Origin of the sequence: Oleiagrimonas citrea, from assembly GCF_012395255.1 — a bacterium.
GTDB classification, from domain to species: Bacteria; Pseudomonadota; Gammaproteobacteria; order Xanthomonadales; family Rhodanobacteraceae; genus Oleiagrimonas; species Oleiagrimonas citrea.
This window is the reverse complement of the sequence record NZ_JAAZQD010000003.1, coordinates 146,363-161,139: the sequence shown is the minus strand read 5'-3', so window position 1 is coordinate 161,139 and position 14,777 is coordinate 146,363. Positions and strand designations below refer to the sequence as shown.

The window sequence follows — 14,777 nt, the reverse complement described above, 5'->3', positions numbered from 1 at the left end:
ATAACAGCCGCCCGGCACGACGCTTTGCCATGCCGGATACGGGACACGCGACGCCACCGCGGTGAGCGGCAGCACGAAGACGCGCATCCGCAGGGGCGCGCGCCACACAGATATTCGTCAATGGAAACCGGCTTTCGCGCGCAGAACGGCGCGGCCGAGCGTTCTATTGTCGCATGCCCGGCCACAGCCGACCACCGCCGGGACCCCGTGCCACATCACGCTCCCGGAGCATCGCCGAGCACACGCAAGCGCAAACCGTCGCGCAGACGGTCGTCGGGAAAGGCCACCACGGCGTCGCCCTTGCGCAGACCGCCGAGCACCTCCACAGCGTCATCGGCACGTGCGCCCAACTCGACATGGACCAACCGCGCGCGGCCGTCCTCAATGCGGTACGCCGCCCAGCGCCTTCCGTCCCGGAAGACCGCGCTTGCCGCAACCTGCAGCACATCGTGACGACGCGCGACCTCGAATTCGACCTCGACGCGGAAGCCGTCACCGAGTCCGCGCCACTGCGCCCGTGGCGCGGTGATCTCGAGCCACACCTGGGTCCGCTGCTCCTCCACGCCCAGCGCCGAGATCTTGGTGAAACCGCCGGGCTCGATGCGCACGACCCGTGCCGGCAGTGCCTGGTTGCCCCCCCAGCGCAGGATCCGCGCGGGCGTCCCCGGTCGCAATGCGAGCGCCTGCTGCGACAGCGCCTGCACCATGACCTGCAGGGTGCGCAGATCACCGATCTCCAGAAGCGCCTGCCCGGCCTGTACCGGCACCGCACTCTGCTGATAACGATGCAGCACCACCCCCGTGACCGGCGCGCGAATCTCGACGGCGGTCCCGCCGGCACGCCCCTGCCCGCCGAGCACGGCAGCAAGCGCGGCACGCTGCTGTGCGACCGCGCGTTGCTCAGCGACCGCAGCCTGCACCGTGGCCCGAGCCCGGGCCACCCGCGCCTCGGCTTCCTCGCGGGCCGCAACGCTGACTGCGCCGGTGGTGGAAAGCTCGCGCATGCGTCGCACGTCCCGCTCGGCCAGATCGGCGTCGGCACGCGCCGCCGCGAGACGCTGCCCGGCGGCCTCGAGTGACGCTTCCGCCGCATGCTGCTCGGCCTCGATGCGTGCGCGGCTCGCCGGGTCCAGAAGCACCCCGCGCGCCGGATCCACCACGGCCAGAACCTGACCGGCCTTCACCGCATCGCCCTGCAGCCACTCGATGCGACGCAGCGTCCCCGCGATCGGCGCCGAGAGCACCCATCGACGCGGCAGCATCATGCGTCCCTCCTCCTCGAAACGCTGCACCAGATCGCCGCGCGTCACCCGCGCCGCATCCACCGGGCGCGGCGAAGGCTGCAGTGCCCAGAATGCGACAGCCGCCACCGCGATGCCAGCCAGCGTGAGCACAATCCAGTGTCGACGACCCATACTCGTTCCCTCTCCCTCATTCGCGAGTCTTCAGCACCGCGATCAGGTCCAGCCGCGCGATACGACGGCGTATCAGCCACGCCGACACCACGCTGGCTCCCAGCACTACCAGTCCCGCGAAGGCGAATGTGGAGGTGGACAACTCCACCGGCACGCGAAACAGCTCCGACTGGAACCCCGTCGCCATGAGCCAGCACAGCCCCACGCCCGCGGCGAACCCGAACGGCAGCGACAGCAGCACCAGCAATCCCAGCTGCCCGAGAAGCACCATGCCGACCTCCCCGCCGGTCATGCCCAGCACGCGCAGACTCGCCAGCTCGCGACCGCGCTCGGACAGACTGATCCGGGCCGCGTTGTAGACCAGACCGAAATTGATCACCGCCCCCAGCAGCGCGGCCACCAGCGTGAACACCAGCAGACTCTCGGCCATGGTCGTGTAGAAGCTGTGCACCGACGCCAGCCGCGAACCGATGCCGGCCACTCTGGATCGCCGATTCAGACGCCGGTAGACCTCGCTCTCGGCGCCGGATTCGACGCCGAGCAACGCGCCCGAGACGACATCGCCGTCGCCCAGCAGGCGATTGAGCGCATCCAGATTCATGTATCCCTGTGCCCCGATGTACTCGTGCACGAATCCCTCCACGCGCACTGAGCGGCGACGCCGATGGCCGTCCAGCGCCTGGACCTCAACCTCGTCGCCAGGAGCAAGCTGCAACATGCCGCGCAGATAGTCGGTCAGCAGCAGACCACCTCCCGCGGGCTGCACCGGCTGCAGTCGGGTATCCAGCGTCCGCTTCAGACGCGCCGGGTCCGGCAACCCTTCGATCACGGTCCGGTAGCTGCGATGTCCGTGCACCAGTCGCACCGGGACCGAGCGCACCGGCTCCGCCTCGCGCACGCCCGGCAAGGCGGCCAGTTCGAAGATCGCGCGGCGCGGCGTCAGCTCGATGAAGGTCACCGACAGGTCGTGGCGCTGGGCGACGCCCAACTGCGTGTCGACCATCCATTCGATGGCGTCGTCCTGGAAGCGTCCAACCATCATCACCGCGCAAGCCATCGCCAGCCCGAATACGGTCAGCACCGCGCGCCCCGGTCGGCGCTCGAGATCCCGCAGCGCCATCCGCGCGGGCTGCGACAACCATCGCTGCAGGCCCAGGCGTTCGATCAACGTGGGACGGAATCGCGGCGGCGCCGGTGGGCGCATCGCCTCGGCCGGCGGCAGGCGGACCGCTGCGCGAAGCGCCATCGCCGCACCGGCCCAGGCGGCCGCCAGGCTCACCGCGAAACCCATGACGACGGCGCGCAAACTGAGGTGGTAGGCCAGGAAGGGAAACCGATAGATGTCCTGGTACACCCCGGCCAGCCAATGCCCCTGCAACGCCCCCAGCGCTATGCCGATGAGCGTGCCACCACAGGCAATGCCGCCGGCCATGCCCAGATAGTGTGCGGCCAGCGTGCGGTTGCGGTAGCCGAACGCCTTGAGCACCCCGATCTGCTCGCGCTGAGTACCGAGCAGCCGCATCAGCACCACGTGCAGAAGGAACGCGGCCACACCCAGGAAGATTGCCGGAAACAGGCGCGCCATGGTCTGCAGCTGACGCAATTCCTCTTCCAGGTAGCGCGCAGAAACCTGTTCGTGCCGGCCGTACGCGCCGATACCGCCGTAGCGGGCCAGCAGCGCATCGAGCGCGGCGATCACCGCCGCGGGACGCGCGCCGGGCTCCAGGCGCAGCACGACATTGTTGAACGCCCCATCCATGTTCAGCGCCCGCTCCATGGCATGACGGTTCATCCACAGCACCGCGTAACGCTCGAAATCCGGAAACACCGCGCCCGGCGGCGACTGATAGACATACTCCGGCGACGTGCCGATGCCGACCACGCGCACCCGGCGTTCACGGCCACGCAGAATCATGTCCAGACGATCGCCCGTGTGGAGTTCGTGTGCGCTGGCGAACGCCTCGCCCACCACGACCTCATCGTCGACGCCGGGGTCCGGCAGCCGTCCGCTTCGCAACTGCACGCGATTGAGGAGTGGCTGCCCGCCGTGCAGCGGCAGCGAGACCACCTCGGCACGCACCGGCTCGCCGAATCCCTTCAGCGACAGCGTGGCCGCAGCCTGCAATCTCGGCTGCGCAGCCTGCACGCCCGGAACCGCCCGAATCCGAGGCAACAGCGTGTCCGGCGCCCGCTTGAGCGGCGCCCACAGATCGGCCAGCGCGCCTTCCCGATAGAACTGCGCACGGGTCGCGGTCAGCGACTCGTAGGTCGATTGCGACATCACCAGCGTCGCCACGCCCCCCGCGATCACCAGCGCGATCGCCAGGGCCTGCCCACGCAGATACCAGAGATCGCGCCAACCCTTGCGTGTCAGCGCGCTCACCAGCGCAGCTCCCGAGCCGGGACACGGTGGGCGGGACGCTCCTCGCGCACGATGCGGCCATCGCCCAGATACAGCACGCGCCCGGCCATGCGAGCGATGTCGACGTTGTGTGTGATCACCACCGTCGTAGTGCCGAGTTCGTCGTTGACCCGTTCGAGCGCTTCCAGCACACGCACGCCAGTGGCCGAATCGAGGGCACCGGTGGGTTCGTCGCACAACAGCACGGCGGGACGCTTGGCAATGGCGCGCGCGATGGCCACGCGCTGCTGCTGGCCGCCCGACAACTGCGCAGGGAAATGATCCATACGGTCGGCAAGATCGACGCGGGCCAGCGCCTCCTCCGGCGCCATCGGCTGCTCGGCGATCTCCGTGACGATGGCCACGTTCTCGCGCGCAGTCAGGCTCGGGATCAGGTTGTAGAACTGGAACACGAAGCCGACGTGCTCGCGGCGGAACTGCGTCAGTTCGCGCTCGCTGGCACCGGTCAGGTGATGACCCTCGTACCAGACCTCACCGTCGCTGGGCGCATCCAGGCCACCGAGGATGTTGAGCAGGGTCGACTTGCCGCTGCCCGAGGGGCCCAGCAGCACAATGAACTCGCCGCGATACAGATCGAGATCCACACCGCGAAGCGCCTGGACCTCGACTTCGCCCATGCGATAGATCTTGGTCAGCCCACGCGCGCGGAAGACCGCTTCCAGCGCATGGGCCACGTGCGGGGACGGCTCGATCATCGGCGCGGTTCCGTGTTCGCACATTGGCGTGCGCGGGTCGATGCGGCATTGGCCCGCGCAAAGACAGTATAGGGCGCAGGTCGAAAAGCGCACCATCTCGTCCATGAGCCAGTCGCCGCCACGATCGACGCAGCCCGTTCATGCAAGACACGGCATGGCGCACTTTTTCGAAAGCCGTCGCCGCTTGCGGCGACAGCAGCCCGGATGCACCGGCCGGCACGACCGGCCAGAGTGACGCCTCTACTGCGCGGCGCCGCCGTGGATCGGTGTGTTACGCGAAGTGGCCAGGGGCGGAATGGCAATCAGGCGCAGCGCGCCGAACAGGCCCACGACCGTCAACACCGCCGTGAACAGCGTCACGCCGAGCCAGCCGTCCCGGCTCCAGAACAGGCCGCCCGCGACGCCGGCCAGGCTCGACCCCATGTAGTACGCGAACAGATACAGCGACGACGCCTGCGCCTTCGAATGCGGTGCGCGACGGCCGACCCAGCTGGCCGCCATCGAGTGTCCGGCAAAGAACCCGAACGTGACCACGGCCAGCCCCAGCACCACCGCCGCCAGCGGCTGCAGCAGCATCAGGCCCATGCCGGCGAGCAGCAGCACGAACGCGCTCCAGAAACACTTGCGCCGGCCCATGCGGTTGGCGACGTGGCCCATCCAGGTCGAGCTGAAAATGCCGACCAGGTACACCGCGAAGATCGCGCCCTCGGCACTGACGCTGAGGCTGTACGGCGGCGCCAGCAGTCGATAGCCGATGTAGTTGTACAGCGTGACGAAGGTGCCCATCAGCAGGAAGCCCTCGATGAACAGCCAGCGCAGACCGCGCTCGCGCAACAATTCGCCCAGCGTGCGCGCCAATGCGCCGGCGCGCAGCCTGCGCGCCTGGAAATGGCGCGACTCGGGCAGCGTGCGCCAGAAGACCAGCGCCGCTGCCAGACCGATGACGCCGATGCAGGCAATGGCCGCGCGCCATCCGAATACATCCGTGAACACGCCGGTCAGCAGACGTCCACCCATGCCGCCAACGGCCGAGCCGCCGATGAACAACCCCATCGCCAGCCCCACCGAATCGACATGCATCTCCTCGCTGACGTAGGCCATCGCCACGGCCGGCACGCCGCTCAGCGAGAGGCCCATCAACGTGCGCATCAGCAACAGACCGTGCCAACTCGGCATCAGCGCAGTGACCAGCGTCAGCAGCGACGACGCCAGCAGCGACACCTTCATCACCTGCTTGCGTCCCCGCGCATCCGACAAGGCTCCACACACCAGCATCGCGAAGGCCAGCACCCCGGTGGTCAGCGACAGCGAAAGACTGGCTTCCGCCGGATGCACGCCGAAGGTCGCCGAAAACGTCGGCATCAGCGGCTGCACGCAGTACATCAGACTGAAGTTGCAGAAGCCGGCGGCGAACAGGGCGAGATTGGTGCGACGGAAGTCTTTCGTACCATGCCTGATGCGCATCGTCTCATCGCTACCCTGTGTGCTCATGCGCAACCTTTTCCTGTCTCCGGCCTCTCGGCACATGTTCCCGGCCGAGCATCGGTTCGGCCTCGTGGAAACCTTCCTCCGCGCTCGCATGCTCGAATGCATGGATCACTTCGTTACCCATCGCCGATCGGCATGGAGCGGAAGGAAGAAAAAGCCAGACACTTCGCCTCGTTCAAGCACTACGCATTTCAACCGTGAACATGGGTCGTCGCTCCGCCATCGACGAGGAGATGCGCTCCGTTGACGAACGACGCGGCCGGGCTGGACAGAAATACTACCGCACGAGCCACTTCCTCCGGCGCCGCGAAGCGCTGCATCGGATTCCCCGTCCGCGTGCGCTCGTAAAGCACCGGATCGTGCCCGCGTATCCGATCCCACATGCCGCCCGCAAACAGGGTGTCGCCGGGAGCCACCACGTTCACGCGCACGCCGGAAGGCCCGAGCCGCTGGGACAGGGACTTCATGTAATGCACCATGGCCGCCTTGGCCGCACCGTAGGCTTCAAGGCCGGGGGTCGCGAACGTCGCCGCTTTCGATCCGACATACGTGATGGCGGGATGCGCACTCCGCTTCAACGTCTCTGTCGCGCATTCGATCAGATCGACCGTGGCCGACACGTCGAGCTGCAACGAGGCATCCCAGTCGGCCGACAAAGCGCTCACGTTCGGCACGAGCACATCGAAGTCGCCCAGACTCCGTATCCAGTCGAGAGCATCCGGCGCCGACACGTCGAGCGTCGCTGCATCGACTGAAACGCCATACGGTGCAAGCCGCTCGATCATCGCCGCATTCTTCTCGGCCGTTCTCGAACAGAACCGGACATGGCATCCCTCCCGAGCGAACGCCTCCACGATCGCGGCGCCGATGCCCGAACTGCCACCCGTGACCACGGCGGTCAAACCCTTCAGTGCAAGATCCATGCGATTTCCTTGAATGTCCTGGCTTCCGGCCCACCGGGAACACACCGCTTCATGCCATCATCCGATCAACCGTGCAGCAGCGACATCATCGCCTGCGGATAGCGCGTGCCCGACGCGGCATCGTGCGGAAAGACCGCATCGACCGTCGCCAACTCCTCGGCCGACAACCCGACATCAAGCGCGCCGATGTTCTGATCCAGATACTGGATCCGCTTGGTACCCGGGATCGGCACGATGTGTTCGCTCTGCGCCAGCACCCAGGCCAGCGCCAGCTGCGCAGGCGCGCAGTTCTTGTCGCGCGCCAGCTCGGCCACTTTGTCCACCAGTGTCAGATTGCGCTGGAAATTCTCGCCCTGAAAGCGCGGGTTGTGGCGACGGTAGTCGTCGTCATCGAAATCATCCGGACGCTGGATCGCACCGGTCAGGAAGCCGCGCCCCAGCGGGCTGTACGGCACGAAACCGATGCCCAGACGCTGACAGGTCTGCAGGACGCCATTCTCCGGGTCGCGCGTCCACAGCGAATATTCGCTCTGCACTGCCGTGATCGGATGCACCGCGTGCGCACGCTCGATGGTTGCCTCTGCCGCTTCGGACAGGCCCAGATAAAGCACCTTGCCCTCCTTCACCAGGTCGGCCATCGCCCCCACAGTCTCCTCGATGGGCGTGTCGGGATCGACACGGTGCTGGTAGTACAGGTCGATGTGATCGACGCCTAGGCGTTTCAGGCTCGCCTCGCAGCTGGCGCGCACGTATTCGGGACGACCGCTGACGCCGCGCTTGGTCGGGTCATCCGGATCGCGCACGATGCCGAACTTGGTCGCCAGGAACACCGCATTGCGACGATCGCGGATGGCCTTGCCGACCAGCACCTCGTTGGTGTGCGGGCCGTAGACATCGGCGGTGTCCAGGACATTCAGCCCTGCATCCAGCGCATGATGGATGACGCGGGTCGACTCGGCGTCGTCGTGCGCGCCGTAGAACTCGCTCATGCCCATGCAGCCCAGACCGATAGCCGAAACCTCGGGCCCCTTGGAACCCAGCGTGCGCTTTTTCATGCGATGCCCTCCTCGGCAATGAATCGACGAACCGCACAGAACCCCGATCACGGCATCCCGCACGGACAACGCAGCCAGTGTCGCGAAAAGCATTGCCGGTAAAAAGCGACTATTTCTTGATGTTCTGTTAAGTTATGCTAATTAATCGATATCTCCATCGATGCCGCTCTGGACTTCTCGCATGCGTGACGACCCCACTGCCGCCCTGCGCAACTTCCAGCTGATCGCCCAGCACGGCAGCTTCACCCGCGCCGCCAGAGAGCTGGATGTCACGCCTTCGGCCCTGAGCCAGAGCCTGCGCCATCTCGAACGAAAACTCGACGTGCGACTCCTGCAGCGCAGCACGCGACGCGTGGGATTGACCGAGGCCGGGCGCGACTTCCTCGCCCGTATCGCGCCGGCCATGGCCGTGATCGACGACGCCATGGAAAACGCCCGCCAGCACGGCCAGCGCCCGGCGGGTACCCTGCGCCTGACGCTGGCCAATCCCCGGATTCTGAGCCACCTGATACCGGCGTTCATGCATGCCTATCCCGACATCACGCTGGATCTGCGCGTCGAGACGCGTCTGGTGGACCTCATCGACGAGGGACTCGACGCGGGCATCCGCCTCGGCGAGAGTCTGCAGAAGGACGTCGTCGCCGTACCGCTGGGCGGACCGAACCGCTCGCGCGTGGTCGGTTCGCCGGCGTATTTCCGCCGGCACGGAACGCCGATGCATCCGCGCGAGCTGTCCGCACACAACTGTGTCCGCTTCCGTTTCCGTCCCGGCGGCCCGATTCATCAGTGGGAATTCGCCGAACGCGGCGGCGTGAACGCCGGCCGCTGGTTCGATGTGCACGTCGATGGCAACCTCATCGTCAACGACCACGCCACGATCGTCGAAGCGGCGCGCCAGGGCGCGGCGCTCGCGCAGGTGTTCGAGGAACATGTCGCCGACGACCTGACCAGCGGCCGGCTGGTCAGCGTGCTCGATACCTGGCTGCCGCCGTACGACGGCTGGTACCTGTACTACCCAAGCCGGTTCCAGGTCCCACCGAAGCTGCGCGTGTTCATCGATTTCATGCGCGAGAAACTGAATGGCGGCGAATGATCCATATGCGCCAAGGTTGACCTCCCGGGACACCGAAGCCGACACTGGGACCGCGTCACGCAAGGAGCACATCATGCGCCCATGGATTTCTCTCGCCACTGGCCTGCTCACGCTGCTCGCAGGCTGCTCGCCTTCATCGCCCGACCGGGCCGCGACACAGAACGCCGCGTCCAGACACGACGCCAGCCAGGCGTCTCCGGTAAGCACGCGCAGCGCCCCACTCGCTCACTTCCAGAGTTCCGCCTACGGTTTCCGCGTGGATTACCCGCAGGACATGATCGCGCGGCGCAGTTTCGCCGACGGCTACATGCGCAACGACGCCTGGAAGGCCTGGGCGCCTCCGGGCAGCCCGGGACATCCGATCGTCGCCCTGATCGTGCCCGGCTCCGACGACATCACCCGCGCAGCGCTACGCATCGGCGCCAGCCGCGACCCGCAGGCCGTGAACGATTGCCTGACTGCACCGCCGAATGCGCGCGGGGACCATGGCACGCGCACGGTCAACGGCGCCCGTTTCACCTACTTCGAGGCAGGTGATGCGGCCATGAACCACTACATGCACACACACAGCTACCGTCTGGTGCACGACGGAGCGTGCATCGCCATCGACCTGATGGTCACGGGCACCAATCCGCAGGTCTACAGCCCGCCACGGACGCCGCCATTCACCAAGAGCGCCGCTTTCGCGACCCTGCAAAAAGCGCTGCAGGGCTTCCACTTCACGCTGTAGCGCGCAGTGCCTCGACGGCGCTGCGATAGCGTGCGGCGATGCGCGCTTCGTCGCGATGACGGAAATCCCGCACGACCCACGCTCCGCCGACCATGACATCGCGCACCAGTGGCGCATTGCCGGCGAACAGGAAGCTGTCGAGCATCGAAGTCCCGTCGCGCGCCGCCAGTTGCGGTGCATCTTCGTCGAGCACCAGCAGGTCGGCGCGGGCATCGATTTCACACGCGCCGAGCGGCAGGTCCGATGCCTGCGCACCGCCCGCCAACGCGGCCTGCCACAGATGCTCGCCAACGCTGGCCCCGCGCTGCCGCGAAGCGATGTTGCGATGCCTGGCGCGCAGGCGCTGCCCGTATTCGAGCCAGCGCAACTCCTCCACCGGTGACACCGAAATGTGCGAGTCCGACCCGATCCCGAGACGACCGTCGGCATCGAGGTAATCGGCCAGCGCGAACAGTCCGTCGCCGAGATTGGCTTCGGTCGTCGGACACAGACCGGCCACCGCCCCGCTCCCGGCCAGGCGGGTCACTTCGTCCTCGTCCAGATGCGTGGCGTGCACCAGGCACCAGCGCGCATCCACCGTCGCGTGATCGAGCAGCCAGCGCACCGGCCTCACGTTGCGCAACGCAAGGCAGTCCTGCACCTCGCCGACCTGCTCGGCGATGTGGATATGAATCGGCCCCTGCCGCAACGGCTCGGCCGCCAGCACCTCGCGCAGCGCCGACTCCGGCACTGCGCGCAGGGAGTGCAGCGCCGCGCCGATGCGCAGCATAGGACTCTCCTCGGCGCGCAGCTGCTCGATCAGACGCAGATAGGCCTCGACCGTCAGACCGAAACGCCGCTGGCGCTCGTTCAACGGACGACTGTCGAACCCACCGCTCCGATACAACACCGGCAGCAGCGTCATGCCGATACCCGCCTCGTCGGCGGCCTCGATCAGTGCGCGCGACATCGCCGCGGCATCCTCGTATGGACGGCCATCCGGACGTTGATGCAGATAGTGGAATTCGCAGACATGCGTGTAGCCGGCCTTGAGCATTTCCACGTACAACTGCGTCGCGATGGCCTTCAAATCATCGGGCCCGATTCGCGAAGCGAAGGCGTACATGGCCTCGCGCCAGGTCCAGAAGCTGTCATCGCCGGGGCCACGGCGTTCGGCCAACCCTGCCATGGCGCGCTGGAACGCATGCGAATGAAGATTGGGCATGCCCGGAAGCACCCAGCCCAGATGCTGCTCCGTGTGCTCGTCCGGAACGCCCAGCATGCCCGTCTCCTCGACGCCGATGCGCACGTCATGCTGCCAGGCGCCATCGCGCCACAACTGGTCGACGCGCAGTGTCGTCCTGTCCATTGCCGACTCCTCGCCGGCGCAGTGAGCCGGCTACGGTTAAAAATTCGGGCCTCAGTGTGCGGCATAATCATCCCATGACCAAGACGAATTCTCGCGACAAACGCCGCCTGCTCGTCCGCCAGGCGCGCCTGGACGACGTGCCCCGACTGGTCGAACTGACCGCCCTGGTCTACACCCCTGAATGGGGGCATTCGGCGGAAATGCTCCGCGGCCAGCAGGCCCACTTCCCCGAAGGCCAGTTCGTGGCCGAATACGATGGCGAAATCGTTGGCTACTGCGCCACGTTCCGCATCGACGAAGGCACCGCGCTCAAGCCGCACACCTGGACCGAGATCACCGGTGGCGGCTTCGGCTCGCGCCACGACCCGGAGGGCGACTGGCTGTATGGCATGGAAGTCGTGGTGCACCCGCAGATGCGCGGCATGCGCATCGGCCAGCGCCTGTACACCGCGCGCAAGAAGCTGTGCACCGACCTGAAGCTGCGCGGTATCGTCTTCGGCGGCCGCATTCCCGGGCTGTCCAAGGCCATCAAGCGCTTCAGCAGCGCCGAGAACTACGTCCAGGCCGTGATCGAGGGACGTCGCCGCGACCCCACGTTGAGCTTCCAGCTGCGCAACGGCTTCGAGGTCCTCGGTCTGCTGCACAACTACGAACCGGGCGATCACCAGTCGCTGGGCTACGCCACGCACATGGTCTGGCGCAACCCCGCCCTGCACGACCAGCCCGACGTGCCGCACGCCTCGGGCGGCCTGCCGATGCCGTCGACCGTGCGCGTGGCCACCGTGCAGTACCAGCAGCGCCGTATCCGCTCGTTCGAGGAATTCGCGCAGCAGGTCGAGTACTTCACCGACATCGCCGCCGACTACGACGCCGACTTCGTGACCTTTCCCGAACTGATCACGCTGCAACTGCTGTCGATCGAGAACGAGGAGCTGTCGCCCAACGACACCATCCGCCGGCTCAGCGAATGGACGCCTCAGGTGCGCGAACTCTTCGGCAACCTGGCGGTGCGCTACAACATCAACATCATCGGCGGTTCGCATCCGACACGGATGGACGACGGCGACATCCACAACGTGTGCTACATCTGCCTGCGCGACGGCACCATGCACGAGCAGGAGAAGCTGCACCCGACGCCGTCCGAGCGCAATGTGTGGGGCATCACCGGCGGCGACACCACGAGCATGATCCAGACCGACTGCGGTCCGATCGGCGTGATGATCTGCTACGACTCCGAGTTCCCCGAAGTCGCACGCCACCTGATCGACCAGGGCGCGCTGATGCTGTTCGTGCCCTTCTGCACCGACGTGCGCGAAGGCTACCTGCGCGTGCGCTACTGCTGCCAGGCACGCGCCATCGAAAACCAGTGCTACGTCATCATGTCCGGCAACGTCGGCAATCTGCCCGGCGTGCACAACTTCGACATCCAGTACGGCCAGAGCTGCATCCTCACGCCCTGCGATTTCCCCTTCGCACGCGATGGCGTGGCGACCGACTCGACGCCGAACATCGAAACCGTGCTGTTTGCCGACCTCAGCCTGGACAACCTGGCACGCGCCCGCAATTCCGGCACGGTGACCAATCTCAAGGATCGCCGCTTCGACCTGTACGAAACGCGCTGGCGCCGGCGCGGCCTGCCCGACATGACGCACGATTGAGCGCGCCTTGGCAGAACGACGTTCGAACAGGCCTGGGTACGCCACGCGCGCCGATACAAGCAAGCAACATGGAAGCCCTCGCCGGCGCACAATGGAAATCTGTGCGCTTGCATCCTTCACAGCCGACCAAGTGGAGAAAACGGGAGCGCTCTGCAGTCATCACCCCTGACGGACTCAAAACGGCTCCGATGATTCGGCTGCATTCAACGTGATCGAACCGGCACCCGCCTGCCCCGCAGGCCCATTGATGACGTTTCATGAGCCGCCCAACCCGGTCCGAACGTCCGAAAACCTGTCTGCAAGACAAACCCGACACAAAATCGCGGCGATCCGCCACGGACGCAGGCTCGAAGATTTGCGATAATGGGCGGATGCCCGACGCCCCCGCCCCCCGCAAATCCACCAATCCGCGTCTCGAAGCGCTGCTCGGTCACGAGTTCTTCGCCCCGCATCACTGGAAACGACGCATCGCCCTGTGGCTGGGTGCCGTGCTGGTCGCGCTGGCCGCGATCGTGTTCGCCAAGGCCAGCGATTGGTCGTTCGGTCTGTTCCAGCGCATGGTCGCCTACAAGGCCTGGCTGCCACTTTGCGTGACGCCGGTGGTGTTCGGATTGCTGGCCTGGGCCACCGAGGGCAAGCTGCGCGCGGCCCGCGGCAGCGGCATTCCGCAGGTGATCGGCACGCTGCACGTGGAGGACGCCGGTTTCCGCGAGCGCATGCTGGCCCTGCCCATCGCCGTCAGCAAGATGTTCATGACGCTGCTGGCGATGATGGTCGGCGCGTCGATCGGCCGCGAGGGACCGACCGTGCATGTCGGCGCGGGCCTGTTCCATTCGCTGGGCCGGCGTTTCGGCTACACCGACCCCAAGGCCGCCTCGCGATTCATTCTCGCCGGTGGCGCGGCCGGCATCGCCGCAGCGTTCAATGCGCCGCTGGCCGGCGTGGTGTTCGCCATCGAGGAACTGGCCGGCGCGTTCGAGCACCGCTTCTCGGGTCTGCTGCTGACCTCGGTCATCGTCGGCGGCGTGGTCTCGCTGGGCGTACTCGGCAACTACTCCTACTTCGGCGCAGTCGACGTCGACCTGCCGTTCGGCAACGCCTGGCTGGCCGTGCTGGCCACGGGCATCGTCGGCGGCCTGCTCGGCGGTCTGTTCGCGCGACTGGTGCTGCTCAGCCGGCGTGGTCCGCTGGCCTATATCGGTCGCGTGCGCGCCCGCTGGCCGGTGCTGTTCGCGGTCGGCTGCGGCCTGGCGCTGGGCGTGCTCGGCCTGATCTCGCACAACAACGTCTACGGCACCGGCTACGACCAGGCGCGCGCCTTCGTGCAGGGTGCGCCGGAAACCGCCGGCGCCTGGTTCGGCATCAACAAGCTGCTCGCCAACGTGGTCTCGTACTGGGCCGGCATCCCCGGCGGCCTGTTCTCGCCGGCGCTGGCCGTGGGCGCGGGCCTGGGGCACAACATCGCCCACTTCCTGCCGCACGTGCCGGTGGCTGCGGTCGTGCTGCTGGGCATGAGTTCGTACCTGTCCGGCGTCACCGGCGCACCGCTGACCTCGGCGGTGATCTCGATGGAGCTGACCGACAACCAGAGCATGATCATTCCGATCATGGCCTCCTGCCTGCTGGCGCGCGCCGCCGCCTCGCTGTTCAGCCCTACGCCGGTGTACAAGGACTTCGCCGAACGGCTGGTACGCGACTTCGAGGAACGTCAGAAGCAGCTGCGCGAAGCCGAGGAAAAGGCCGAACAGGAGCGCCAGCGCGAACACTTCGCTGGCATCGACACCGAAGACAGCCAGGCCGCCGCACCGGAAGCCACCAATCGCACCACCGCTTTCGAAGAAGTCTCCGCGGAACCGGCCAACAAGGACGAGACCTCCGATGACGCATCCGACGCCGCAACGCCGGCACCCGAAGACAAGCCGCCCGACGATCCCGAACGGCGCTAAGCTG

At 66.7% G+C, this 14,777-nt stretch carries 11 protein-coding genes; 4 read left to right on the top strand and 7 right to left on the bottom strand.

What is annotated here, in order from left to right:
• Nucleotides 1-215 precede the first annotated feature (215 nt).
• The 6 genes from HF690_RS07820 to HF690_RS07795 form a co-directional block, all read right to left on the bottom strand.
• Nucleotides 216-1,415 (bottom strand): efflux RND transporter periplasmic adaptor subunit, encoded by a 1,200-nt coding sequence (locus HF690_RS07820; RefSeq protein WP_168609056.1) that lies wholly within the window; start codon nucleotides 1,413-1,415, stop codon nucleotides 216-218.
• 16 nt (nucleotides 1,416-1,431) lie between these two features.
• Nucleotides 1,432-3,798 (bottom strand): FtsX-like permease family protein, encoded by a 2,367-nt coding sequence (locus tag HF690_RS07815; protein WP_168609055.1) that lies wholly within the window; start codon nucleotides 3,796-3,798, stop codon nucleotides 1,432-1,434.
• Nucleotides 3,795-4,532: an ABC transporter ATP-binding protein gene (locus tag HF690_RS07810; RefSeq protein ID WP_168609054.1), complete on the bottom strand. Its 738-nt coding sequence runs from the start codon at nucleotides 4,530-4,532 to the stop codon at nucleotides 3,795-3,797. The genes HF690_RS07815 and HF690_RS07810 overlap by 4 nt, the downstream gene beginning before the upstream one ends.
• 240 nt (nucleotides 4,533-4,772) lie before the next feature.
• On the bottom strand, nucleotides 4,773-6,023 hold the full coding sequence (locus tag HF690_RS07805) for an MFS transporter (RefSeq protein ID WP_205300813.1): 1,251 nt from the start codon (nucleotides 6,021-6,023) through the stop codon (nucleotides 4,773-4,775).
• A gap of 188 nt (nucleotides 6,024-6,211) precedes the next feature.
• Nucleotides 6,212-6,943: an SDR family NAD(P)-dependent oxidoreductase gene (locus HF690_RS07800; RefSeq protein ID WP_168609053.1), complete on the bottom strand. Its 732-nt coding sequence runs from the start codon at nucleotides 6,941-6,943 to the stop codon at nucleotides 6,212-6,214.
• Nucleotides 6,944-7,008: 65 nt separating this feature from the next.
• Nucleotides 7,009-7,998, bottom strand: a complete 990-nt coding sequence (locus HF690_RS07795) for an aldo/keto reductase (RefSeq protein WP_168609052.1) — start codon at nucleotides 7,996-7,998, stop codon at nucleotides 7,009-7,011.
• Between the two features lie 181 nt (nucleotides 7,999-8,179).
• Here HF690_RS07795 and HF690_RS07790 point away from each other — a divergent pair, with 181 nt between their 5' ends.
• Together HF690_RS07790 and HF690_RS07785 are read left to right on the top strand one after the other, a co-directional pair.
• Nucleotides 8,180-9,091, top strand: a complete 912-nt coding sequence (locus HF690_RS07790; RefSeq protein ID WP_113063378.1) for a LysR family transcriptional regulator — start codon at nucleotides 8,180-8,182, stop codon at nucleotides 9,089-9,091.
• A gap of 73 nt (nucleotides 9,092-9,164) precedes the next feature.
• Nucleotides 9,165-9,821 carry a hypothetical protein gene (locus tag HF690_RS07785; protein ID WP_168609051.1) on the top strand — a complete coding sequence of 219 codons (657 nt, stop codon included), beginning with the start codon at nucleotides 9,165-9,167 and terminating at the stop codon, nucleotides 9,819-9,821.
• Here the strand turns inward: HF690_RS07785 and HF690_RS07780 are convergent.
• Nucleotides 9,811-11,169, bottom strand: a complete 1,359-nt coding sequence (locus tag HF690_RS07780) for a formimidoylglutamate deiminase (protein WP_168609050.1) — start codon at nucleotides 11,167-11,169, stop codon at nucleotides 9,811-9,813. The two genes, HF690_RS07785 and HF690_RS07780, sit on opposite strands and share 11 nt — an antisense overlap.
• 74 nt (nucleotides 11,170-11,243) lie before the next feature.
• On the opposite strand from HF690_RS07780, the gene HF690_RS07775 reads away from it, so the two are divergent.
• Nucleotides 11,244-12,827 carry a bifunctional GNAT family N-acetyltransferase/carbon-nitrogen hydrolase family protein gene (locus HF690_RS07775; protein WP_113063381.1) on the top strand — a complete coding sequence of 528 codons (1,584 nt, stop codon included), beginning with the start codon at nucleotides 11,244-11,246 and terminating at the stop codon, nucleotides 12,825-12,827.
• A 371-nt stretch (nucleotides 12,828-13,198) separates the two neighbouring features.
• Nucleotides 13,199-14,773 carry a chloride channel protein gene (locus HF690_RS07770; RefSeq protein ID WP_168609049.1) on the top strand — a complete coding sequence of 525 codons (1,575 nt, stop codon included), beginning with the start codon at nucleotides 13,199-13,201 and terminating at the stop codon, nucleotides 14,771-14,773.
• Nucleotides 14,774-14,777: the final 4 nt, after the last annotated feature.

Bases quoted from the DNA above. Each gene is read 5' to 3' on its own strand.
- HF690_RS07820 (WP_168609056.1), bottom strand. From the start codon at position 1,415: ATGGGTCGTCGACACTGGATTGTGCTCACGCTGGCTGGCATCGCGGTG.
- HF690_RS07810 (WP_168609054.1), bottom strand. From the start codon at position 4,532: ATGATCGAGCCGTCCCCGCACGTGGCCCATGCGCTGGAAGCGGTCTTC.
- HF690_RS07805 (WP_205300813.1), bottom strand. From the start codon at position 6,023: ATGAGCACACAGGGTAGCGATGAGACGATGCGCATCAGGCATGGTACG.
- HF690_RS07800 (WP_168609053.1), bottom strand. From the start codon at position 6,943: ATGGATCTTGCACTGAAGGGTTTGACCGCCGTGGTCACGGGTGGCAGT.
- HF690_RS07795 (WP_168609052.1), bottom strand. From the start codon at position 7,998: ATGAAAAAGCGCACGCTGGGTTCCAAGGGGCCCGAGGTTTCGGCTATC.
- HF690_RS07790 (WP_113063378.1), top strand. From the start codon at position 8,180: ATGCGTGACGACCCCACTGCCGCCCTGCGCAACTTCCAGCTGATCGCC.
- HF690_RS07785 (WP_168609051.1), top strand. From the start codon at position 9,165: ATGCGCCCATGGATTTCTCTCGCCACTGGCCTGCTCACGCTGCTCGCA.
- HF690_RS07780 (WP_168609050.1), bottom strand. From the start codon at position 11,169: ATGGACAGGACGACACTGCGCGTCGACCAGTTGTGGCGCGATGGCGCC.
- HF690_RS07775 (WP_113063381.1), top strand. From the start codon at position 11,244: ATGACCAAGACGAATTCTCGCGACAAACGCCGCCTGCTCGTCCGCCAG.
- HF690_RS07770 (WP_168609049.1), top strand. From the start codon at position 13,199: ATGCCCGACGCCCCCGCCCCCCGCAAATCCACCAATCCGCGTCTCGAA.